This window comes from Bradyrhizobium prioriisuperbiae (assembly GCF_032397745.1).
Taxonomy (GTDB): domain Bacteria; phylum Pseudomonadota; class Alphaproteobacteria; order Rhizobiales; family Xanthobacteraceae; genus Bradyrhizobium_A; species Bradyrhizobium_A prioriisuperbiae.
Genome location: NZ_CP135921.1, coordinates 3,617,803 through 3,640,931 on the forward strand (window position 1 = coordinate 3,617,803; position 23,129 = coordinate 3,640,931).

Consider the following 23,129-nt stretch of genomic DNA (forward strand, 5'->3'; position numbering starts at 1 on the left):
ATCTCATGTCCGACATTGCGCGCCGTCATGGCGATCTGCTGTTGCTTCCATTCGTTTGATGAGGTGTCGGTGGCCCGTCATTCGCGCTGATGCGGCCCCTCTTGCTTTGGGAACACGCTCCCGTCGACGGATGATCGAAGGTGATCGATCTGATTAACGGCTAGCTCGCGGGCAGCAAGCCGTCGTCCACGCCATGGATTGAGTACGCCAACACATTCGTTTTGAAAGACATTCGTTTTGAAACAGCTGGGAGATTGACATGTCCGATGGCTCGACCGCATCGCCTGATGATCATCTGGGGCTTTCAGCGGCGGAGCTCGACGCCGTTACAGCTTTACTCGCCTATCGGGAGCGAGAGGAGATCGCCGCCGAAGCCGCAGTGGCCGATCTCTCGACGGTTACGGTTGCGGCGGATTTGCCGCAGGCGGCGATCGAGGCCGCAGCGCGCGTCTCCGATCGCGCGTTCCAGCTCATCGTCAACTACGAGACCGGCGGAAAACCCTATTATGAGCGCGTGATCAAGAGTCGCCCGATCTGGCCGAAGGCATCGTCAGGCATCACAATCGGCTTTGGCTATGATCTCGGTTATGTGGGGCTCGACGAATACCGGCGTGACTGGGCCGCTCTGATCGCCAAGCTGACGCCGCAGCAACGCCATGCCCTCGACGCTTGCGTAGGGCATCACAGCGGCAAGGATTCCGCGCAGACCATGCAGGCTCTGCTGGCGTCGGTGACCGACGTCATCGCGTCGTGGTCCGATTCCGAAGTTGTGTTCAAGGCGAAGACGCTGCCCAAATTCGCCCTGATGACCGAGAAAGCGCTGCCGAACTGCAAGTCGCTGAATGGCGATTGTTTCGGCGTGCTGGTGTCGCTGACATTCAATCGCGGCGCCTCCTACGGCTTGGCGCATGATCCGGCGAAGGATCCGCGCGACCGCTATCGCGAGATGCGCGCGATCAAGGCTGCCATGGTCGCGAAGAGTTTCGCGGACATTGCCGGGCAAATCAAAGCGATGGTGCGGATCTGGGCCGGCACGGATATCGAGACCGGCATGAAACGCCGCCGCAGCGACGAAGCCGACTTGTTCATTGCCGGTCTTGGCTCGGGGCTTCCCGCGCCGGCGATAGCCGCTATCGAGGTGACGGAAGCGAGCGTCGACGCACGGTCCGGCGACGACGATGTCTGGGAAGACGTGACGGATGACGATATCGCAAACGCGGCGATCGCCGGGACGATGGTTACTGCGGCCGCCGCCGGCGCCAAATGGGCCGCGGACAATGTGCAGCCCGACTATGCGCATCTCGGCTCAAATCTGCCGACGGGGCTCGCGTTCTCGCTGACGTCGGATGACCTCGCGCTGCTGGTGACGCTCAATGACTTCGATGTCGCGGCGGCCGGAGACACGCCGATCCTGTTCGGGCTTCGCGGTGCAGGCATTGTCAAGGACCACACCAATCCGCAGGGTATCGTGCTGGTCGATCAGCGGCCGGATCATATCCTGCCCCGATGCGTCATCGGCGTCTGGAGCCGGACAGCCAAAAAAGTCAGCGTATTTCCGGCATCGACGGTCCCCAACCAGGCTGCCGTTGCGCTCTATTTCAACACGCGGTCGGCCGGCAATCTGCTGCCGACGGGATACTACGGCTACGTCTGCGGTGCCCATACCACCAAGAACCGGAGCACGCCCGGATGTTTCGTGCTCCGGAACGCAGACATGTCCCATCGTATCGCGCTGGTGCGGCGCTCGATCGATGACCTCGTTTATGAGAAGAGCGACATGGTCGATCGCTGCGGACCCGGCGACAACATCCACCCCACATTCTTCAGCCAGCCTACCGGCTTCAGCTCGCTGGGGTGCCAGACGGTGGTCGGCAGTTTCAAAAACGGCGCCCATGCCGGGCCCTGGGCGGATTTCCGCAAAGCGGTGGGTTTCACGGAGCCGGCCGGAAACCCGGGCAAACCGTTCAACTACATGCTGCTGACGGGCGCGGAAGCGCGTCTTGCGTCGGGGTTGCGCAAGGACGGCCTCGCCTCCGACAAAATCGCGCAACGCCGCCTGCGTCGGTTACGGGCGGGTTCGCATAGCGATGCCGTGAAGATCCTGCAACAGCGCCTGAACCTTCCCAGTCCAGACGGCACTTTCAGCCCGGCCACGGGCGAGGCGCTGCACAGGTTGCAGAAGGGCCTGCCTGGATCGAACGGCTCGGACGGTATTTTCTCTCCAGACCTGAACGATACGCAGGGCTGGCAGGTGTTCAGCGAAATCGGGGTGTAGCCGGCCGCGTGCGATCGACAGACGAGCGAGGCATGTTGGAGACCGGAATGCAGGACACGCTGAAGAAGACCTGGTTTGTCGTGGTCGTTGCAATCGCCATCCTCGCGGCTGCCGGGCTTGGCAAGGCGACCGGCCTGCAATTCAGGCCGAACATTCTCGGTCAGGTGCTGCCGTCGTTACTTGCCGGGCTTCTGGTGATCACTGCGATGAGCGAGCGTGCGATCGCCGTGGTGAATGATATCTGGTTCGGCGCCCAGCATACCGAGGCGGAAGACAAACTGCTGCTGGCAAATCGCAAGTTGCAGGCGGCCAGCGCTGATGTGCGGACCACGAAGGAGTTGGCCAAGGACGCGGTCCGCGCCGGAAACAACGACTTCTTCACCACGCGTGCTGCGGCCTCTCTGTCCCTGGAGGCCCCCACGAAAGCTTACGCGGAGGAAATCCAGGCGTCCGAGCAGGAGCTTGCCGCGGTTCGCAAGGATGAAGCGCGTGCGCGTCTGTCGCTCGGTTTTATGATCGCGCTTGTGGTCAGTGCGGTCGGCGTTCGAACGCTGGAGTCGTTGCTCGATATCGATGGCCTCACGCATGAGCAACATCACATTTTTCAATGTGTGGATATTTTGCTGACGGCGGCGGTGCTTACCGGCGGCACGTCGGGAGTCAGTGCGATCACGGACCTGCTCGGGACCTATGTCAGTGCCTCGCGCAAGCGTGCATTGGAACACTCCTGAGCCGGGCAGGCGTCGAGTTGGTTTCGACCGGACGTCAATTCTCAAACGTCGATGTGGAGGCCCGCATGCCTGAGTTTATTGTGCTGAAAAAGATCGGCGGCCATTCGTCCGATGGGCTGGAGAGTGTTGAGGCGGGGGCCAATGCGCCCAAGCACCAGATCGAAGTGCATGACATCGGAGCGGAGGAAGCCCGCGACATTGCGCAGGATGCGGACGTGGCGGCGATTGCCCGTCCGATGCCGGTGACATTGATCCGGCCCTTCGATGTGGGCGCGGCGCCGGCGAGCGCCGACGTTTGGGGCCTCTCGGTGGTAAGGGCCGACACGTCGGCATTCAGCGGCGACGGCGTGGTGGTCGCTGTGCTGGACACCGGGATCGACAGATCTCATCCGGCCTTCACTGGGGTGAATATCGTCGAAAAGGATTTCACCGGGAGTGGGGACGGCGACAGGCATGGCCACGGCACCCATTGCGCGGGCACTATCTTCGGCCGGGATGTCGGTGGAACGCGGATCGGGATCGCGCGCGGCGTCAAAAAGGCCTTGATCGGAAAGGTCCTGAACGACACGGGAGGCGGAACGTCCGAAATGATGTTTCGCGGATTGCAATGGGCGCTCGATCAGGGTGCCCAGGTCATTTCGATGTCGCTCGGCTTCGATTTTCCCGGTGCGGCGAAGCGCATGATCGCGGCCGGCCTGCCGGAAGAGGCGGCTGTATCCAACGCGCTGGAGTCCTATCGCTCCAATCTGAGATTTTTTGACGCCCTGATGCAGCTCGTCAAGGCGCGCGGCGCGTTCGGTGACACGGCCGTTGTGGTCGCTGCAAGCGGGAACGAAAGCAACCGACCGAAGTTCACCGTCGCCGCCTCGCTGCCCGCGGCGGCGAGCGATGTCGTCTCAGTCGCGGCGCTGGGGCGGGACAACGATGGCAAACTGAAGATCGCCGATTTTTCCAACACCATGGCCCGGATCGCTGCACCCGGCGTCGACATCGTGTCGGCGAAGGTCGGCGGCGGCCTGCAGTCCATGAGTGGCACCAGCATGGCTTGCCCGCACGTCGCCGGCGTGGCCGCGCTGTGGTGGGAGGCCCTGAAAAAATCAGGCGCCGTCAAGCCGACCGCCGATCTCGTCGTTGCCAAGATGATGGCGAGCGCGATGACTGAGACGGTGCTGCCGGCGTTCGGGCCGAACGACCGCGGGACGGGCTCGGTGACGTCGCCGCAATAGCGAGCATTGAAATTTCCCCCGATTGGCGCACAGGTTGCTTCATTGCCATGACCGATGGAGTAACCTGTGTTTGATGTCCAATTGTTTCAGCGCGCTTTTGTTTTCCGCGTGTGCCGTGCGGCCTTGATCTTGGCGATAGGTCTCGGAGCCTTGCCGGCCTCGGTCGGTCCGTCGGTGGCCGGCGATGCGGCATCGCAATTTGTCGGCGTCTGGAAAATGATCAGCTTCGAACGTCGGCAAGTCGGTGTCGACAAGGTGGTCAAGACCTATGGTGAGCACCCCAAGGGTTATCGCGTCCACACCGCGGCAGGGCGTATGATCTACATGTTCTTCGCCGAGGATCGCAAAGCCAGTGTCGGCGAGATAACTGATGCCGACCGGATCGGCTGGTCGAAAACCATGGCCAGTGCCGCCGGAACCTACAAGCTGACCGGAGACAACAGGCTGGTGTTCTATCCTGAAGTCTCCGCGGTCCAGTATCTGCAGCCGATCCTCTCCGGTTTCGAAGTAACAGATAACGCGCTGATCATGACGTCGGACCCGATCAAGGATCCCGCTGGCGGTCCTGATCTTTACTTCCGCTCGACTTACGAACGGGTCGAATAGCCGGCTGCGCGACACACCGAAGCATTGATCTTGTGGATATCAGGCGACCGCTTTGGCGCGATCGCCGGTTCGTTCGATTTGTCACGATATTCCGAACCCATTTTTAGACACGCTCCTGTAGCCCTTGGAGAATGGGGCGTTTCGAGCGTCGTGCATACCATTTCGGGTGAGTAAAACGCGTCCAATCGAGAATCTGAAGCTCCGTTTCGATCTGATTGAAACAAAGGGGCTCTGCGGACAGAGCACGGTTACTTCTGCAAGTGAGCGTCGGCGTCGACCGATGGCTTGAAATTAAAAAGATCATCCGTTCAGGGGAGGAGACTTTGCGCACGCTGTCTCAAAGTGCCCAGTCCACGCCGGTTATCTGCGTGGTGGACGACAAGAGGCACACCCGTGCATTTCTTCGTGACGAGATTGAGGATCTGGGCTTCAGGACGCAGGAGTGCGCGAGCGCCACCGAACTCGCGGCGATGCTCGACAGGGCTCCGGATGTCGTGGTTTCACGGATATCCGATGACCCGCATGAAACGATCGAAGTCTTGAATTTGCTGCAAGCTCATCGTTTTCGGGGAGATATCCTGCTGGTCGGCTCGATTGATACGACAACGACATCGACGGTGGAGTCTTGCGGCCGGCAGCTTAATCTGGCGATGCTCGCGCCGCTGGGGACGCCCTATCGTGCGGTCGATCTGCATGACCGTCTGCTTAAATTCTTGCCGCCACGACAATCGCGCAGTTGGTCGGTGGACATCGCCGAATCGCTGCGAAATAGGTTGTTCGAATTGTGGTACCAGGGCAAGGTCGATGCGCGGCGCCTCAAAATCTGCGGGGCCGAAGCCACCATCGTGTGGCGTCATCCCACTGAGCGCGCGGTGTCCCACGTGCATTCGCTGGGCAGGGAGGATCATCCCCATCTCGACCAGCTGTCGGAATTCGTGCTGAAGGCGGCGATGCGGGATTGCAGTTATTTCTTCGGCGATGAGCCGCGGCCCGGATTTGTCGTCAACCTGCCGGTTCTGGGCATTCCGGATCGGCGGCTCATCGATCAGATCGATGGGCTGGTCTCCAGCCATCCGGCAGGGCCGACGCTGCTGCTGCAGATCCGGGCTGCGGAACTCATCGCCAACCGTACGAAAATCGCGGCGCTTCTTCGCACCGTCAAGCGCAGCAATGTTGGCATTTCGATCGATGATTTCACAGATGACACCGTGGCGCATAGCGTGTTCGACGAGATCCCGGTTCTTGAACTCCGGGTTGATCACGCGTTGCTGCCCGATCACCCCAATGATCGCCGCCGATACGCGCGGTGCAACAAGATCCTGGATCTGGCCCGGCGCTTTGGGCTGCGCGCGGTGGTCAAGGGCATCGATATGCCCCATGCATTTTCCCTCGCGCAAGGCATCGGCTTTGATCTTGTCCAGGGGCCGTTGTTCGGGGCGCCCGTGTCCCGCGAAAAATTCACTCGGGCGGTACGTCTTCGCAAATCCGATCCATCCCGCAGACAATCGATGCGTCGGCACTGAATGGCCGGACGGTCCCGGAAGGCGGTCAGATCGGCGATCCAAGATCGCTCTTGTAAAATCCGGCGTGGCGATGATTGTAAGGACCTAATTCGTCCAACGCCGACCCGGGCCTAGCCAAGGAGCTGATCACTGTGCCACTGCCGACCGTCACGAAACCGGAGTTGATGCCTGGTGGCGACGATTCCACGTTTCGCAGCTTCATTCACAATTTCCTCGCGTTCAGTGCGCGGGTCGATCAGTGCAGAAGCGGCTTCGGCGAGCGTCTCGGGATTTCGGGAATAGCCTACACGACCTTGATTTCGATTGCGCATCTCCAGGAGGAAGACGGTGTCGGCGTCAGCCGGATCGCCGAGCACCTGCATCTGTCGGGTGCCTTCGTCACCATTGAGGTGTCGAAGCTCGTCAAGTCGGACCTGGTCAGGAAGCGGACCAACAAGACCGACCGCCGGCGGGTGCTGCTGACCGTGACGCCCAAGGCCCGCAAGCTGCTGGACGGTCTGGTCGCGCTGCAGGCCCCGGTCAACGACGCGCTGTTCGATTGCCTGAGTGCCGAGGAATTTCGGCAGCTGTCCTCGATCGTGGCGCGGCTGGTGCCGTGCGGCGACAAGGCGATCTCGCTGATGACGTTCATGGCGCAGTCTCCAGCCGTTGCCGAAGCGGCGGTGCGTGCCGCGCAGCCCGCGCGCAAGGCCTAAGCTTCTCTCGATTCCGCAACCGTCTCGTTTTTTGCGCTGCCGCATTAAGCGGCGGTCGACGGCGCGCGTTTGGGCTTGACTGACTTTCTATAATAGCTTTATAACAAAGCTATTATTTGGGAGGCCGGCTTTGTTCGTCGACCAGCGCAGCTTTCGCAAGGCCCTGTCGCAGTTCGCGACCGGCGTCGCCGTGATCACGGCGCGCGGCGAGGCCGATGAGGCGATCGGCCTGACCATGAGTTCGTTCAACTCGGTCTCGCTCGATCCGCCTTTGGTGCTGTTCAGCGTCGACCGTCGCGCTCTCAGCCTGCCGGCGATGATCGCGGCGAAGGGCTATGCCGTGAATATCCTGGGGCGGCAGCAGGAGGAGCTCTCCAACCAGTTCGCGAAATCGCTCGGCGATAAATGGAGCAACGTTCAGCATTCGCTCGGGCATGCGGAAGCGCCGCTTCTGCACGGGGCGCTCGCGCATTTCGAGTGCGAGCCCTACGCCCACCACGACGGCGGCGATCATGTCATCTTCATCGGGCGGGTGGTGCGTTTCTCGGCCAGCGAGGACGACGATCCGCTGGTGTTCTTCCGCGGCAAATACCACAGCCTCAGTCCACACAATCCAAGCGTGCCGATGTGGCCGCTTCCGATTCACTACTGAACACGAGACGAAACAGCAGGGAGCAATCATGAAAACCGGTGAACAACACATCGCAGGACTGCGCGACGGACGAACGGTGTTCATCAACGGCCGTCGCGTCGATGACGTGACCCGGCATCCGGCATTCGAGCGCTCGGTGCAGTCGGTCGGCAAACTGTTCGACTTCGCCGCCGCTGCCGATAACCGTGATCTGATGACGTTTGCGACGCCGTCGGGCGAGCGTGCCAACCGTATCTGGCAGCTGCCCGAAACCTTTGACGAGCTGGTTGAGCGCCGCCGCGCGCTGGAGGCCTGGGACGGCCTGCATGCCGGCTTCCTTGGCCGCGCCCCGGATCACGTCGCGTCGTGCATCGCCGGCATGTATATGGGCCTCGAGGTGTTCGACGCCTACGACAAGGACCGCGCCAAGGCGCTGTCCGACTATTACGCCTATGCGCGCGACCGCGACCTGTATCTCACCTATGTGATCATCAATCCGCAGGCAGACCGTTCCAAGGGCGCGGCGCAGCAGAAGGATGCCTTCCTCACGGCCGGCGTGGTGGACCAGGATGCCGAGGGCATCACGGTGCGGGGCGCGAAGATGCTGGCGACCGGTGGCATCATGGCGGATGAAGTGTTCGTCACCTGCATCCAGCCGCTGCAGCCCGGTGACGAGAACTACGCCCTGTCGTTTGCGATTCCGATGAACAGCAAGGGGCTGACCATGCTGTCGCGTAAGTCCTATGAGGCAGCGGCACCGTCGGTGTTCGACAATCCGCTGGCAAGCCGCTTCGACGAGAACGACGCCGTGCTCTATTTCGACGACGTCAAGGTGCCGTGGGAGCGGATCTTCATCTTCAAGAATCTGGAGATGTGCCAGAAGCAGTTCCACGCGACCCCGGCGCATGTCTATCAGAACTACCAGGCGATGATCCGCCTGTCGGTGAAGGCGCGTTTCCTGATCGGGCTGGCGCGCCGCGCCGCCGAGATCAATGGCGTGCTGAATTTTCCGCAGGTGCGCGAGACGCTGGGGCAGCTCGCTGCCGAAGGCGGCATGATCGACGCGCTGGTGGCGGCGATGGAAGCCAAGGGTTACCAGCACGGCCGCTATTTCGTGCCCGACCGGCATACGCTGTATGCGGCCCAGACCCTGACCCAGCAGCTCTATCCGAAGATTCTCAACACCATCCGCGAACTGTCCGGCGGCGGCCTGATCATGCTGCCGTCATCGGTCGATGATTTCAGGAATCCGGAGATCGCGGCGCTGGTCGAGCGCACGCAGCAATCGCCGGCGGCGAGCGCGATCGAGAAGGTGAAGTTCTACAAGCTGGCCTGGGATGCGGTTGGCTCCGAGTTCGCCTCGCGTCACCAGCAGTACGAAATGTTCTATGCGGGGGCGACCTTCGTGACCAAGGGACATTCCTTCCGCTGCTACGACTGGAATGCGGCCAACACGCTGGTGAGCCGGATGCTCGCGGACTATGAGCTCGCCGACGAGCTTAACCGCCCGCAGGCGGCCGCCTGATCCCGACGCGCCTTGATCCCCCTGGAGACATCATCATGCCCGTGAACAAGATCCACGACGAATTCCGTACCCTCGACATGTCGGCCGGATGGGAGGTGCCCGCAGGCTATCCCAGCGGCATCCAGCAGAAGATTCTGTCCGGCGCACTCGATGAGAGCAATCGCCGCGGCAGCCGCAGCCGCCTGCTGCGGTTCCAGCCCGGTGTCTACACCACCAAGCCTTTCGTGCACGACTACTGGGAAGAGGTGTTCCTGGTGTCCGGCGACCTCACGGTCGGCAATGACGAGAGCGGCCAGGGCGGCGAGAGTTTTCAGCCCTTCACTTATGCCTGCCGCCCGCCCGGCGCAGTGCATGGGCCCTTCAAGTCGGAGAAGGGCTGCATCCTGTTCGAGTTGCACTATTTCGATCCGGTCTGAGCGGCGGCGAACGCGGGGGCGTCGACATGATTGCACAGCAGATCATCAACGGCGTCATGCTCGGCGCGATCTACGTGCTGGTCGGCGTGTCGTTCACGCTGGCGATCGGCATTCTCAACTTTCTCAACTTCTCCATTCCTGGCCTGTTCATGGTCGGCGGCATGGTGACGTGGGTGCTGTTGAAGGGCGGATGGCATTGGAGCCTCGCCATGGGCGGAGCGCTGTTCACCGCGGCGCTGATTGCGCTTTTGGTCGAGCGGCTGGCGTACCGCCGCAGCCGCAATAGCGATCCTGAGGTGCCGCTGGTCTCGTCCCTCGGCTTCCTGGTGCTGCTGGAGAATCTCGCCCTTGTTACCGTGGGCTCGGACCAGCAGGCGTTTCCGGCGCTGATCGCTGATTTCAACCTGCGTATCGGCAGCCTGGTGATCGGCACCGCACAGATCATCAGCCTCGTGGTCGCGCTGGCGCTGGTGATCTGGCTCTCGGTGATGCTGCATCGGACGAGTTTCGGCCGGCAGATCCGCAGTGTCGCGGAGAGCCGCGACACCGCCATCCTGCTTGGCATCGATGTCGACAAGCTGATCCCACAGATCTTCGTCTTCAGCGCGCTGTTCACCGCGCTGGGCGGCATCCTGTTCGCGCTGACATATCTCCAGGTATCGCCGTTCATGGGCGAGGGGGTCGGCTTCAAGGGCATCGCCGCCATGATCGTTGGCGGCATGGGCAATGTCTGGGGCGCGGTGATCGGCGGCCTGCTGATCGGGCTCGCCGAAGTGCTGTCGATCCGCTTCCTCGGCGCCGACATGGTCAACATCGCTGTCTACGGCCTGTTGCTGGCGCTGCTGATCGTGCGGCCACAGGGGCTGCTCGGCCGCCCGCCGGCGCGGGAGAAGCTGTGATGAGCGGCTATCAGCTCGGCCTGCTGGTCATTCTCTGTTTCAACGTGATCGCGGCCTATGCGGTGTACCTGCCGCTGGCGGCGGGGCAGCTCAATCTCGGCATTGCCGGATTCATGGCGATGGGCGCCTATACGGCGGCATATCTGACCAACGAGATGGGATGGAGCCTGGGTGCGGCGATCCCTGCGGGAGGCGCCGCGGCGGGTGTGCTGGCCCTGGTGGTGGCGATTCCGATCCTGCGGATCCACGGCATTTATCTCGCGCTCGCCACCTTCGCCCTCGGGCAGGTGATTTCAGCGGTGTTTCTCAATCTGGAAGTCGTCGGCGCCGCCGCCGGTTATCAGGTGATTGCCTATGCGCAGCCGGCCGTGGTCATTTGTGTCACCGCCGCGGTCGTGCTGTTCGTGTTCGTTCTGTCGCGGACACGGTTTGCGCTGTATCTCACCGCGATCAAGAACGACACGGTGGTATCCGATCTGCTGGGCTTGAACGTGCGCGCGTTGCAGGTCGCGGCGTTTGCGATTGGCGCTGTCATCGCCGGCATCGGTGGCGGGCTCTACGGTCATCACTTCAGTTTCGTCGAGGCGCAACACTTCAGCGTGACGCTCAGCGTCTACACCGTGCTGTACGTGCTGCTCGGCGGCACCCAGACGGTCTGGGGCCCTCTGGTGGGTGCCGCGTTCTTCACCCTGATTCCTGAACTGCTGCGGGCCGGCGGCGGCTGGCGTTATGCGCTGTTCGCCCTGTTCATCATCGGTTTTATGGCCTGGCGACCACAGGGGCTGGTGACTCCGGCGCTGGGACGTGCGCTGACGCGAATGGGTCGCACGCGCGAGGTGCGGCCATGACGGTGTCGGCGCCCATTCTCACCCTCGATCATGTGAGCAAGTCGTTCGGTGGCCTGCAGGTGATCCGTGGTCTCGATTTCTCGGTTCGCCAAGGCGAAGCCACCGCGCTGATCGGCCCCAACGGCGCCGGCAAGACCACGGTGTTCAATATCATCAGCGGGGTTTATCAGCCGACGTCCGGCCGCATCCTGCTGGCGGGGCAGGACATCACCGCCCTTCCGTCACGGCGCAGGATCGGCCACGGCGTTGCGCGCAGCTTTCAGAACGTGCGGCTGATGCCGCATCTCACGGTGTGCGAAAATCTGATCGTCGGCCAGCATGTGCGGGCCACCGGGCTTCTCAATCTGCTGACGCCGTTCCGCCTGCTGCCGAACCATCGCTGGCGCTCGCAGGCGATCGATGCGCTCGCGGAAGCGGGCCTTGCCGCCTATGCGGATGCCATGGTCGGTGAGCTCGCCTACGGCATCCGCAAACGGATCGACCTGGTCCGCGCCACGCTGGCGGGCGCGTCGCTGCTGATGCTCGACGAGCCTGCGGCCGGACTCAATCCGACCGAGACCGCTGCGCTGCGGGCGCATCTCGAACTGCTCAAGGCGCGGGGCGTCACCCTGCTGGTGGTCGAGCACGACATGCACTTCGTCGGCCAGGTCTGTGACCATGTTGTGGTGCTGAATTTTGGCGAGAAGATCGCGGAGGGATCCTTGTCGAAGGTGCAGCAGGACGCGCAGGTGCGCGCGGCCTATCTCGGATACGACGAGGCCGCGTGATGACCCTGCTTTCGGTATCCGATTTGACGGTGGCCTACGGACGGGTGACGGCGCTGGACGGCATCTCGTTGTCGGTGCGCCAGGGTGAGATCGCGACCGTGCTCGGCGCCAACGGCGCCGGCAAGTCGACGCTGCTGCGCGCCATCGTGGGCGCGGAAAAGCCGGTGCGCGGCGCCCTCCGATTCGATGGCCGCGATGTCACGGCCGATCCCGTGCACAAGCGTCTGGCGCAGGGCATCGTGCTGGTGCCGGAAGGCCGCCGCATCCTGATCTCGTTGACCATCGAGGAAAACCTGCTGGTCGGCGCGCATTTGCGTCGCGATGCGGAGGGTATCAGGCGCGACATAGCGGCGATTTATGAGCGGTTTCCCAATCTGGCGACGCGCCGGCATATGGCGGCGTCGTGCCTGTCGGGCGGCGAGCAGCAGATGCTGGCCATAGGCCGTGCCATGGTCGCGCGTCCCCGGCTGATGATGCTGGACGAGCCGTCGCTCGGCCTGTCGCCGTTGTTCGTCTCGCGGCTGTTCGACCTGATCCGGGAACTGAATCGCGACGGGCTGACCATCCTGCTGGTGGAGCAGAAAACCGCCAAGGCGCTTGCGGTGGCGCACAGCGCCACCGTGATCGAACTGGGGCGGGTGGTGATGGCGGGCGATCCGCAGATCCTGCAGGCCGATCCACGGCTGCAGGAGGCTTATCTCGGCCGCAGTCCGCAGCCGGCGGAGGATCCGCGTCCGATCAGGCAGGCGATCTCTTAATCACAGTGAAGGGGTGAGGACATGAAGCGAAGCAAATTTTTCCTGTCGGGACTGGTCTCGAGTTTCGTCCTGGCGATCGTGGGGCAGGTGGCGATCCCCTCACATGCGCAGGAACTCGTTCTCGGCTTCTCGATGGCCAAGACCGGACCCTATGTCAGTCTTGCCAATACCAACGAGGTGGCGGTCGATCTTGCGGTCGACGAGATCAATGCCAAGGGCGGGATCGACGGCAGGAAGATCAAGCTCGTCAAATTCGACACCGGCGGCGATCCGAAGCAGGCTGCGCTCGCGGTGCGCCAGTTCGCCGAGGATAACAAGGCGCTGGCGGTGATCGGTCCGTTCAGCTCCGGCGAGGTGCGCGTCGCGTTCCCGGCGGGGGAGCGGCTCGGCATCGTCCAGATGTCGATGTCGTCATCAGCGCCGGCGCTGACCAAGGACTTCTCCTACGCCTTCCGCAACACCCGCGACGAGCGCATCGTGATCGACCAGGTGCTGGCCGCGCTGAAGGACAAGAAGCTGCCGTTCGCGACCGCGGCCACCGCCTATGCGACCGACGACACCGTCTCGAAATCCGTCGGCACCATCGTGCTGCCCGGGCTGTTCACAAAATACGGACTCACTCAAAAGGGCGCTGTCGACTTTCAGTACAATGCTTTCGACCTGTCGCCGCAGGTCTCGCAGCTCGCCCAGATCAAGCCGGATATCATCGGCCTCGGCGCGCCGCCGGAAGCCGCCATCAACCTCGCTAAGGAGCTCAAGCGCCAGGGCGTTGTGGCGCGGGTGATCGGCGGCACCACGGTGGCCGATCCGGATTTGCCGGCCCGGATGGAAGGCGCGGGCGATTCCATGACCATCGGCACCACCTTCTTTGCCGACCTGAACGACCGCACCCGTGCCTTCGCCAAGGAGTTCGGCACCCGCGCCACCAAAGCTGGAATCGCGCGCCATGAGCCGAACCAGCAGGACGCGTCCGCCTACGACATCGTCTATCTCTATGCGGAAGCCCTCAAGCGTGCCGCCGTCACCGGTGCGGCCGACAAGGTCGCGGCCGAGCGCACCGCGGTGCGCGACGCCCTTGCCAGGCTCAAGGGGTATGCGGCGCTGGAGGGCGAGATCTCGTTCGGTGAAGACCGCGACTCCATCAAGCCGATCTATGTGATCGAGGCGAAGGGGGGCCGCTGGATGCTGCTCGATACACGGCGTGGAGAGTAAGACTTTTGGACCGAGTTGCCATCGCGACGGTTACGGGATCGTCGCGATGGCCGCCCAATGCGGGGCTGCTTTGAGAATGCGACCTAGCTGGTGCACGCGTTTTGGGGCATAGGAGCGGCCGGAGGATCGCCTGCGCGATCGAACAATAAAGAAGATCACCGGCTTGCCGCCAGCACTTCACGTTCAGCAATCCTATCTCAAGGCCGCCCTGTGGGTGGGCGGCTGGCTTTTCCTGATGCTGCTCATGCTGGTGGCCGGCCGCGAGGCCGCCCGGGAGCTGAGCGTGTTTCAGATCACCGAGCTGCGTTCGCTGATCGGCTTCTGCATGTTCTATCCGCTGGTCCGCGCCCACGGTGGTTTTCGCGCAATGGCCACGATGCGGTTGCCGCAGCATCTTGGCCGCAATGCCGTGCACTATGGCGCGCAGTACCTCTGGTTTCTGGCGCTGACGCTGATTCCGGTCGCGCAAGTGGTGTCGATCGAGTCCACCATGCCGATCTGGACCGCCATTTTGGCCGCGCTGTTTTTGGGCGAGCGGATCACCGTGCGCAAAAGCCTGGCCATCGTGCTCGGCGTGATCGGTGTTGTCATCATTGTTCGCCCTGGTGTCGGCGAGAGCAATGTCGGTCAGTTGATCATGCTGATCGCCGCCGTCGGTTTCGGCATCTCGATCGTGCTCATGAAATCGCTGACCCGCACCGATCCCGTAGTGGTGATCATCTTCTGGATGCTGGTGATCCAGTCCGCCATCGGATTTGGTCCGGCGCTTTACACCTGGACCTGGCCGTCGGCCCATGTCTGGCCCTGGGTCGTGGTGGTGGCGTTCTGCGGTACCTTTTCGCACTACTGCATGACCAATGCCATGCGTTATGCGGATGCGACCATTGTCGTGCCGATGGATTTCCTGCGCGTGCCACTCAGCGCCGCGGTCGGCTGGCTGGTCTATGCGGAGCGGCTGGATCTCTACACCATCATCGGCGCGGCCATCATCCTGGCCGGCAACATGCTGAATCTCACCAGCGGCACACCGGCGCGGGCGAAAGCCGCGGCTTAGGTCGCAGCCGCCGCGCCACAAGAGCGGATCTCGTGGCGCGGGACATGCGTCGTCAGCCCAGCACGCCGTTCTTCTTGAACCAGGCCTGCATCTGCGCCCAGCCGTCTTCGGCCGCCTCCTTGCGGTAGCTCGCACGATAATCAGCATGGAAGCCGTGGGGCGCGCCCGGATAGATCTTGAACTCGGCGGTCTTGTGCGCGGCCGCAAGCGCGGCCTTCAAGGCCTCGACCTGCGCCACCGGGATGCCCTGATCGGCCTCGCCATAGAGACCAAGCACCGGCGCTTTCATCTCCGGCACGAGCTGTGTAGGGCTCTTCGGCCACAGCGGATTGGGCGCATCGACCGGCGGGCCGTAGAACGCTACCCCCGCCTTGAGCGCGCTGCTGTGCGCCGCATATTCCCAGACGGTCCGTCCACCGCGGCAGAAGCCGACAATGCCGAGCCGGCCGGCATCGCCGCCCTGGGACTTTGCCCAGGCCACCGTGCTGTCGAGATCGGAGAACAACTCAGAGTCCGGCTTGGCGTTGACCTGCGGCAGCAGCTGCGGCATCTCGGTGATCTTGGTCAGGTCGCCCTTGCGGAAATAATAATCCGGCGCGACCGCGAAAGCGCCGAGCTTGCCCAGCCGCCGCGTCACGTCCTTGATGTATTCGTGCAGGCCGAAGATCTCCATGGCGACTATCACCACCGGCGGATTTTTTACGCCGGCCGGCCGGGCGAAATACACCGGCATCTCGCCGTCGGTCACTTTGACCTTGGCCTCGCCGGCGTCGAGCCCGCTGGTATCGGTCTTGATCACATCGGCGCGCACCGGACCCGCCGCCAGCGTGTATCCCGCGGCCGCGGCGGCGGATGCCGTCATGAAGGTGCGCCGCGACAGCGGGGCCGTTTTTGTCAGTCCGATGACATCTGGTGTCAGCATGTCTTGAGAGGACATTCTCTTTCTCCGGTGGACGAAGGGCGGGATACGCCGGGGATTTCGGAAGGATCGGCAGATGGCGGCACGTCATCGTGCGCCGTCACGGACGGTAGTCTATCGCCATGGAGGATGTCTTCAAAATTGCGAGAGCTACACGATGTAGGGCACGCGCGAGATCAGATTGAGGGCGCGAAACTCCTCGACCCACTCCGCGACCTTTGCCTGCGAGAGCTCGAGGTGGTGGCGGAGCGAAGCCGCCGCGGCTGCTCCGTCGCGGCTGCGCAGGGCCTCGATGATGGGCAGATGCTCGTCCATGAAGGAATCGATCTGCGGCCCCTTGCCGAGCGCTGCACGGATGTGCTTGCCGATCACAAAACTGCAATGGGTACGTTTCAACGCTTCGATCATTTCGCGGTTCCGACCGAATCCCAGGCAGCGGATATGCAGGTCGCTCTCTAACTCGTCCAGTTCAGCGACGCCCACCGTGGGGCGCGAGGGAATGGCTGTGCGGAGCCTCTCGGTCATCGTGTCCAGCATGTCCGCCGGAATGCGCGCCGCTGCAGTTTCCGCAAGCGCGGGCTCCAGCTTCAAACGCAGCTCGAAGATGTCGCGCACGCGATCGGTGTCGAGCGGCACGAGATACCAGTGCGCCTTGGCGCCCTTCTCCAGGATACCGACGGCTTGCGCGCGCAACAGCAGATTGCGCGCAACCGTGCGCCCGACACGAAAGTGACGCGCCAGCGCCAGTTCGTTGACGCGAAAGCGGCCGAAGATGGAACGATAGATGATATCGCGCTCCAAGTCATAATAGAGCGTGTCCCAGGCGTCGTTGCGCACGGCCTCGAACGGGCCGTCGGTCAGGCCGAGCATTGCCGGTGTGATCGCGATCCGCTGTGGTTCGACCTGGCGTCGCCCCGCGATCACGCCGCGGCCGTCGAAGCGGCGGACCAGACCGAGTTGTTCGAGCTGTTCGAACGCCTGACGCACCGGCGAGCGGCTGGAGCCGAACAGCGCGGCGATTGCGTGCTCGGACAGCACCACGCCGGCAGGCACGTCGCCTGTTCTGATGCGTTTCGCCAGCGTGTCCTTGATCAGCGCGTAGGCCGGCTGCTTGCGCCGGGTTTGTGGCCGAGCCTTCGGCGCCGGGATGGCCGATAGTTGTCCGCGGCGCCCCGGATCGCGACCATTTCGAGGACTTCGGACGGTCATCGAGCAACTATCCCCCGCCAAAGGGCAATCTTTGGCTATTGCATGCAATGTACAGTCATGATTAGGTGCGGGCAAGTCAAGGGTGGGACACGGTGGAATGAAGGCAGCGCGGCCTTACAAAGGTGTATTTCCTGTTGCTCCCACCGTCTTTGACGACCGCGGGGAACTTGATCTCGATGGTCAGCGCCGCTGCATCGACTTCATGATCGATGCCGGCTCGAACGGCCTCTGCATCCTGGCGAATTTTTCCGAACAGTTCGTGCTGACCGATGACGAACGCGAGCGGGTGATGGACGCCGTGCTCGCCCACGTCGATGGGCGCGTGCCTGTCATCGTCACCACATCGCATTTCTCATCGAGGATTTGCGCCGAGCGCAGCCGCCGTGCGCAGGATGCCGGCGCTGCCATGGTCATGATCATGCCGCCGTACCATGGCGCGACATTCCGTGTGCCTGAGCCGGGCATCTTCGATTTCTTCAGGACGGTTGGAGCTGCGATCGAGATCCCGATCATGATCCAGGACGCGCCAGTCGCGGGAACCTTCCTGTCCGTCGGTTTCCTGGCGCGGATGGCGAAAGAAATTGAAAACATCCGCTATTTCAAGATTGAAGTGCCGATGGCTGCGGCCAAGCTGCGCGACCTGATTGCGGCCGGCGGCGCCGCGATCGAGGGCCCATGGGATGGCGAGGAAGCGATCACCTTGATGGCCGATCTCGACGCCGGGGCGACCGGCGCGATGACCGGCGGCGGTTATCCCGACGGCATCCGGCAGATCATGGATCCGTATTTCGCCGGCCGTCGCGACGAGGCGATGGATGCTTATGCGCGCTGGCTGCCGCTAATCAATTATGAAAACCGGCAGTGCGGTCTGCAGGCCTGCAAGGTGCTGATGAAGGAGGGCGGCGTAATCCGCTCGGACGCGGTGCGTCATCCGCTGCAGACTTTGCATCCCTCGACACGCGCAGGCCTGATCGAAATTGCGCGCCGGCTCGACCCGGTGGTGCTGCGATGGGGGCGCTAGTGCGCTGTTTTCAACAGCGGCGTGCGACGCAGCATGACCAAGGTTTAATCATCACGATGTTGTAGCGGCAGTGGACTTGCTCTGGAGTTTTCGCATCTAATTCATCGCAACAAGCCGACAAAAAAGTTCGGCACAGCAGGGAGGATGAAATGAAACTGACGAGACGTGATTTTTCCGCCGTCTTGGCGGCAGGTATCGCAACAAGTGTCTCTGCCCCCGCATTGCTGCGAAGCGCCCGCGCCCAGGGCGCGACGATCAAGATCGGCATGACGGTGCCGATCACGGGCCCGGCGGCGGAGCAAGGCAAATATGCCGTCAACGGGGCGAAGCTCGCGCTGGAAGCCGTCAACAAGGCCGGCGGCGTGCTCGGCAAGCAGGTCGAGCTCATCACGGAAGACGACCAGACCACCAACCCCGGCATTGTGCTGGCGTTCTCCAAGCTGGCGGCACAGTCCGATATCGTCGCTTTCCTGGGGTCGATCCGCTCGACCCAGGTCCACGCCATGGCGCCGGACGTGCTCAAGCTCGCCAAGCCGGTGATGTTCGGCGGCACTGATCCGAACCTGACCAAGCTCGGCAATCCCTGGCTGTTCCGCTTCCGCCCCAACGACAGCTATTCCGGCCGCGTGATCGCCGATTACGGCGTCAAGACGCTCGGCAAGAAGAAGTGGGCGATCGTGCATTCCACCGATGCCTTCGGCACCGCCGGCGGCAAGGCGTTGACCGAGGCGCTGGTCAAGCTCGATGCGCCGCCGGTGCTCGATCAAGGCTATGCCAACCAGAGCCAGGACTTCACGCCGGTGGTGCTGGCGATCAAGCAATCCGGCGCCGACGTACTCGGATCGTATTTCACCTTCGAGAACGATCTTGGAATCTTCGCCCGGCAGTTGCGCCAGCTCGGCGTCAACATTCCCTGGGTCGGCTCGCCCTCGATCGTGGCCGTGTCGTCGACCAAACTCGCCGGCCCCGCGTTGTTCGGCACCTACGGCGTTGCGGACTATGCTGAAGATTCCAGCCCGGCCGCGAAGGCTTTCGGCAAAGCCTATCGCGATGCCTACAAGATTGCCCCGGACAATCAAGGCTCGTGGCCGTTTGACGCGATGACTGTGTTGTGCGCGGCCGTCAACAAGGCTGGTTCGACCGAGCCCGAAAAAATCCGCCAGGCCATCCTGGCCACCCAGAAATTCCCCGGCGCCGAGGGTGAATACAATTTCGACAAGAATGGCGATGGACTGCACGGCTACAACATCGTCAAGAACGAAAAAGGCAATATCGTCTTCGACAAGCACATCGAGTTCGATAACTGATCGCGCGCGGCCCCTCTCACGGAGGGGGCCGTCGTCATTCGTTCTGCGTGCCGCCGCGCGCGCCATGATCTCCTCGAACAGAGCGCCCTTCATGGATCTCGCTTTGCAGCTGCTTTTTACCGGTATCGGTATCGGCTCCGTCTACGCGCTGGTGGCGCTCGGTTTCGTGCTGATCTTCCGTGCCACCAATGTGGTGAACTTCGCCCAGGGCGAGTTTTCCATGGTGGCAGCGTATTTGATGGTGGTGTTCGCGGTCGACCTCGGCTGGCCATACTGGCTGTCGTTCCTGATCGCGCTCGCCGGCATGGCGCTGCTCGGTGTCATTTTCAATCTCGGCGTCTATTATCCACTGCGGCACCGCACCTTCCTGCCGGTGATCATCGCGACCATCGGTGCTTCGATCCTGCTCGCCAATTCGGTGCTGGCGATCTACGGCCCGCAGCCGCAGGTGCTGGAGGGCTGGTTCGAAACGCCGGGCATCCAGCTCGGTCCGGTTTATCTCGATAGCCAGTACCTCCTCATCATCGCGGTGACGATCGTGCTGGTCATCTTCAACTATTGGTTCTTCGAACACACCATGCTGGGCAAGAAGCTGCAGGCCACCTCCCAGGACAAGGAAATGGCCTCGCTGCTCGGCATTTCCGTCTCCAGCATGATTATGATCACTTTCGTGTATTCGGCCGTACTGGGCGGGCTCGCCGGCCTCCTGGTGGCGCCGATCCTGTTCGTTTCGATCCAGATGGGATCGACCATCGCGCTGAAGGCCTTCGCCGCTACCATTATCGGCGGTTTCGGTGATGTCGCCGGCGCCATCATCGGAGGCCTCGCACTCGGCATCATCGAGACGTTCGGCGCGGCCTATATCTCGGTGCCGTACAAGGATGGCTTCGCTTTCCTGGTGCTGGTGCTGTTCCTGGTGTTTCGGCCGCAGGGCATCTTCGGCGAACGCGTGGCGGAGAAGGCATGAGCAGCGACAACCTCTCTTTGTCGACGCCCAATTCCCGCGCGACGCCGGCGCTGGTGCGTCACCTGCCGTATTTCATCGGCTGCGCGCTTGCGGTCGTGCTTGCGGCGCTGGTCCCGTTCGACGGCTACATTCTCAACATCCTGATGCAGGCCTCGACATTCGCGATCGCGGTGTTCGGCCTCTCGGTGGTGCTGGGGTTGTGCGGCCAGATCAATCTGGCCCAGGCCGCGTTTTTCGGCTTCGGCGCCTACGCGGTCGGCATCGGAACTGCGGATTATCAGCTGAGCTACTGGCTCTGCCTCGCGGCGGGGGCGGTATTCGCGCTGGCTGCCGGCGCAATGCTGGGCATGTCGACGCTGCGGCTTGGCGGCCACTACCTTGCCATGGTGACGATCTCGTTCCAGCAGATCATTACCCTGGTCATGATCAACGCCATCGGTCTGACCCACGGGCCCGATGGTGTCAGCAAGATCGGCCGTCCCTGGCTGTTCCAGTCTTCGCAGTCGTATCTCGCCTTCTGTGTCGCGATGCTGGCGCTGGTCGGCTATGTCGTCTGGCATCTGCCCGACACCCGGATCGGACGCGCCATGCGCGCAGTGCGCGACAATGAGCTCGCCGCCAGTATTGCCGGCATCGACGTTTATCGTGTCAAGGTGACGGCCTTTGCGCTGTCAGCGCTGCTTGGCGGCATCGCCGGTGGCCTGTTCGCTGGTGGCTTTGCCTATGTCAGCCCGGATCAGTTCTCGTTCGCGGAATCGATCGTGTTCCTGACCATGGCGCTGCTGGGCGGCGTGGCGTCACCGATCGGCTCGGTGATCGGAACTGGTCTTCTGATCCTGATCCCTGAATGGCTGCGTTTCCTGAAAAGCCTGCCCGGGCTCTATCTTGCGATTTACGGCCTGTCGGTGATCCTGATCGTGCGTTTCATGCCGGATGGCATCTGGGGCTTCATCCAGGCCATTTTCGACCGCTGGCGCAGCAAGCCCGAAGCCGTGCCGGCCACCCAGTTGCTGCAACTGGCCCCAGCCAGGACCGGTGGCGAAGTCGTGCTGGAGGTGAGGGGGCTTTCGAAGTATTTCGGCGGCCTGAAAGCTGTCGACGGCGTCGATATCGATGTCCGGCGCGGTGGCGTCCATGCGCTGATCGGCCCGAACGGCTCGGGCAAGACCACCACCCTCAACGTGCTCTCCGGTCTCTACAAGGCGACCGCCGGCAAGGTCATGCTCGACGGTGTCGACATCACCACCATGTCGGCGCATGCCCGCACCATTGCGGGGCTCGGACGCACCTTCCAGAACATCCGTTTGTTCCGCTCGATGACCGCGCTGGAGAACGTCATCATCGGCGCGGAGCGACCCGGAAACACCTTGATGGGTAACGCGAGCCACGCCGCGCTCACCGAGCGGGCGATGGCGGCGCTGACCTTCGTCGGCCTTGGTCGCCGCGCCAATGAGCTGGTCACCAGCTTTTCCTACGGACACCAGCGACTGATCGAGATCGCCCGCGCGCTGGCCGGCAATCCCACCTTGCTGTTGCTCGATGAGCCTGCCGCCGGCCTGAACTCCAGCGAGAAGGTGGAACTGCACGAGCTGCTCAAACGCATCGCGGCGCAGGGCCTCACCATCCTGATCATCGATCATGACATGACGCTGGTGCGTGAGGCGGCGCAGCACATCACCGTGCTGAATTTCGGCCGGCGGATCGCCGACGGTGAATCGCTGGCGGTGCTGCAGCACCCCGACGTCATCTCCGCTTACCTGGGGAGCGAATAATGGCGCTGCTGGAAGTCAGGGATCTCAACGTTCGTTACGGCGAAATCGAAGCGTTGCGCGGCGTATCTTTCACCGTTGAAGCGGGACAGGTGGTGACGCTGCTCGGCTCCAACGGCGCCGGCAAGTCCACCACGCTGCGTGCGATCTCCGGCCTTGCCAAGCCTGCGAGTGGCGAGATCGTGTTCGATGGGCAGTCGATTTCGGGGCGCAGCCCCGAGCAGATCGTTCGCCTCGGCATTTCCCATGTGCCGGAAGGCCGGCGGGTGTTCCCGGGCCTGACCGTGAAAGAAAACATCATGCTCGGCGGCTCGAACCGCCGCGCCGCGAAGGCGGAACTGTCGCGGGAGGCGGACGCGATGTTCGACTTGTTCCCCGATATCCGCCCGTTCTCCAATGCGCTGGGCTGGACCCTGTCGGGTGGCCAGCTGCAGATGGTGGCGGTGGCGCGCGGCCTGATGGCGAAACCGCGGCTGTTGCTGCTTGACGAGCCCTCGCTGGGGCTGGCCCCGGTGATTGTGCAGGCGGTGTTCCGGATCATCACCGAAATCCGCCGCCGCGACACCACGGTCTTGCTCGTCGAGCAAAACGCGCGCATGGGTCTGTCAGTGGCTGACCAGGGCTATGTGCTGGAAACCGGACGCCTGGCGCTCGGTGGCAAGCCGGATGAGCTCTGGAGCAACGAAGCCATCCGTGCGGCCTATCTCGGCGGTCACGCCAAAGCCGCCGTCTGATAAGGTTCGGGTTAGAGCAACGGCGATCCAAGAAACT

The 23,129-nt window shown here is 62.8% G+C and carries 22 protein-coding genes; 20 read left to right on the forward strand and 2 right to left on the reverse strand.

Annotated elements, in window-relative coordinates:
* Nucleotides 1-259 precede the first annotated feature (259 nt).
* The 15 genes from RS897_RS17020 (at nucleotide 260) to RS897_RS17090 (ending at nucleotide 15,166) form a co-directional block, all read left to right on the forward strand.
* Complete coding sequence (locus RS897_RS17020; RefSeq protein WP_315837678.1) at nucleotides 260-2,275, forward strand: peptidoglycan-binding protein; 2,016 nt, start codon at nucleotides 260-262, stop codon at nucleotides 2,273-2,275.
* 32 nt (nucleotides 2,276-2,307) lie between these two features.
* A complete protein-coding gene (locus RS897_RS17025) occupies nucleotides 2,308-3,006 on the forward strand; it encodes a hypothetical protein (protein ID WP_315837679.1) in 699 nt (232 codons plus the stop codon).
* 65 nt (nucleotides 3,007-3,071) lie between these two features.
* Nucleotides 3,072-4,232 carry a S8 family peptidase gene (locus RS897_RS17030; RefSeq protein ID WP_315837680.1) on the forward strand — a complete coding sequence of 387 codons (1,161 nt, stop codon included), beginning with the start codon at nucleotides 3,072-3,074 and terminating at the stop codon, nucleotides 4,230-4,232.
* Nucleotides 4,233-4,361: 129 nt separating this feature from the next.
* Entirely contained in the window at nucleotides 4,362-4,838 is a 477-nt protein-coding gene (locus RS897_RS17035; protein ID WP_315837681.1) for a lipocalin-like domain-containing protein, read from the forward strand.
* 260 nt (nucleotides 4,839-5,098) lie between these two features.
* Entirely contained in the window at nucleotides 5,099-6,361 is a 1,263-nt protein-coding gene (locus tag RS897_RS17040) for an EAL domain-containing protein (protein WP_315837682.1), read from the forward strand.
* 131 nt (nucleotides 6,362-6,492) lie between these two features.
* Nucleotides 6,493-7,056, forward strand: a complete 564-nt coding sequence (locus tag RS897_RS17045) for a MarR family winged helix-turn-helix transcriptional regulator (protein WP_315837683.1) — start codon at nucleotides 6,493-6,495, stop codon at nucleotides 7,054-7,056.
* A gap of 130 nt (nucleotides 7,057-7,186) precedes the next feature.
* The gene (locus tag RS897_RS17050) at nucleotides 7,187-7,708 is read left to right on the forward strand and encodes a flavin reductase family protein (protein ID WP_315837684.1); all 522 of its coding nucleotides are present in this window, start codon (nucleotides 7,187-7,189) and stop codon (nucleotides 7,706-7,708) included.
* Between the two features lie 28 nt (nucleotides 7,709-7,736).
* Nucleotides 7,737-9,212, forward strand: coding sequence for a 4-hydroxyphenylacetate 3-hydroxylase family protein (locus tag RS897_RS17055; protein WP_315837685.1), 1,476 nt, complete (start codon nucleotides 7,737-7,739; stop codon nucleotides 9,210-9,212).
* A 35-nt stretch (nucleotides 9,213-9,247) separates the two neighbouring features.
* Nucleotides 9,248-9,628 carry a cupin domain-containing protein gene (locus RS897_RS17060; protein WP_315837686.1) on the forward strand — a complete coding sequence of 127 codons (381 nt, stop codon included), beginning with the start codon at nucleotides 9,248-9,250 and terminating at the stop codon, nucleotides 9,626-9,628.
* A gap of 26 nt (nucleotides 9,629-9,654) precedes the next feature.
* Entirely contained in the window at nucleotides 9,655-10,527 is an 873-nt protein-coding gene (locus RS897_RS17065; protein ID WP_315837687.1) for a branched-chain amino acid ABC transporter permease, read from the forward strand.
* Nucleotides 10,527-11,375: a branched-chain amino acid ABC transporter permease gene (locus RS897_RS17070; RefSeq protein ID WP_315837688.1), complete on the forward strand. Its 849-nt coding sequence runs from the start codon at nucleotides 10,527-10,529 to the stop codon at nucleotides 11,373-11,375. The genes RS897_RS17065 and RS897_RS17070 overlap by 1 nt, the downstream gene beginning before the upstream one ends.
* A complete protein-coding gene (locus tag RS897_RS17075) occupies nucleotides 11,372-12,142 on the forward strand; it encodes an ABC transporter ATP-binding protein (protein WP_315837689.1) in 771 nt (256 codons plus the stop codon). Before RS897_RS17070 ends, RS897_RS17075 begins: the two co-directional genes overlap by 4 nt.
* Nucleotides 12,142-12,900, forward strand: coding sequence for an ABC transporter ATP-binding protein (locus RS897_RS17080; protein WP_315837690.1), 759 nt, complete (start codon nucleotides 12,142-12,144; stop codon nucleotides 12,898-12,900). The genes RS897_RS17075 and RS897_RS17080 overlap by 1 nt, the downstream gene beginning before the upstream one ends.
* Before the next feature lie 21 nt (nucleotides 12,901-12,921).
* Nucleotides 12,922-14,112, forward strand: a complete 1,191-nt coding sequence (locus RS897_RS17085; RefSeq protein WP_315837691.1) for an ABC transporter substrate-binding protein — start codon at nucleotides 12,922-12,924, stop codon at nucleotides 14,110-14,112.
* 163 nt (nucleotides 14,113-14,275) lie between these two features.
* Entirely contained in the window at nucleotides 14,276-15,166 is an 891-nt protein-coding gene (locus tag RS897_RS17090; protein ID WP_484481519.1) for a DMT family transporter, read from the forward strand.
* Between the two features lie 52 nt (nucleotides 15,167-15,218).
* Here RS897_RS17090 and RS897_RS17095 read toward each other — a convergent pair whose 3' ends face one another.
* Together RS897_RS17095 and RS897_RS17100 are read right to left on the reverse strand one after the other, a co-directional pair.
* Nucleotides 15,219-16,028, reverse strand: coding sequence for a dienelactone hydrolase family protein (locus tag RS897_RS17095; RefSeq protein ID WP_407654556.1), 810 nt, complete (start codon nucleotides 16,026-16,028; stop codon nucleotides 15,219-15,221).
* A 207-nt stretch (nucleotides 16,029-16,235) separates the two neighbouring features.
* Nucleotides 16,236-17,294: a GntR family transcriptional regulator gene (locus tag RS897_RS17100; protein WP_315837693.1), complete on the reverse strand. Its 1,059-nt coding sequence runs from the start codon at nucleotides 17,292-17,294 to the stop codon at nucleotides 16,236-16,238.
* 97 nt (nucleotides 17,295-17,391) lie between these two features.
* On the opposite strand from RS897_RS17100, the gene RS897_RS17105 reads away from it, so the two are divergent.
* The 5 genes from RS897_RS17105 (at nucleotide 17,392) to RS897_RS17125 (ending at nucleotide 23,092) form a co-directional block, all read left to right on the forward strand.
* Nucleotides 17,392-18,315 carry a dihydrodipicolinate synthase family protein gene (locus tag RS897_RS17105; RefSeq protein WP_315837694.1) on the forward strand — a complete coding sequence of 308 codons (924 nt, stop codon included), beginning with the start codon at nucleotides 17,392-17,394 and terminating at the stop codon, nucleotides 18,313-18,315.
* Nucleotides 18,316-18,464: 149 nt separating this feature from the next.
* Nucleotides 18,465-19,622 (forward strand): ABC transporter substrate-binding protein, encoded by a 1,158-nt coding sequence (locus RS897_RS17110; RefSeq protein ID WP_315837695.1) that lies wholly within the window; start codon nucleotides 18,465-18,467, stop codon nucleotides 19,620-19,622.
* 91 nt (nucleotides 19,623-19,713) lie between these two features.
* Nucleotides 19,714-20,589: a branched-chain amino acid ABC transporter permease gene (locus RS897_RS17115; protein WP_315837696.1), complete on the forward strand. Its 876-nt coding sequence runs from the start codon at nucleotides 19,714-19,716 to the stop codon at nucleotides 20,587-20,589.
* Nucleotides 20,586-22,361 carry a branched-chain amino acid ABC transporter ATP-binding protein/permease gene (locus RS897_RS17120; protein WP_315837697.1) on the forward strand — a complete coding sequence of 592 codons (1,776 nt, stop codon included), beginning with the start codon at nucleotides 20,586-20,588 and terminating at the stop codon, nucleotides 22,359-22,361. Before RS897_RS17115 ends, RS897_RS17120 begins: the two co-directional genes overlap by 4 nt.
* Nucleotides 22,361-23,092, forward strand: a complete 732-nt coding sequence (locus tag RS897_RS17125; RefSeq protein WP_315837698.1) for an ABC transporter ATP-binding protein — start codon at nucleotides 22,361-22,363, stop codon at nucleotides 23,090-23,092. Before RS897_RS17120 ends, RS897_RS17125 begins: the two co-directional genes overlap by 1 nt.
* Nucleotides 23,093-23,129: the final 37 nt, after the last annotated feature.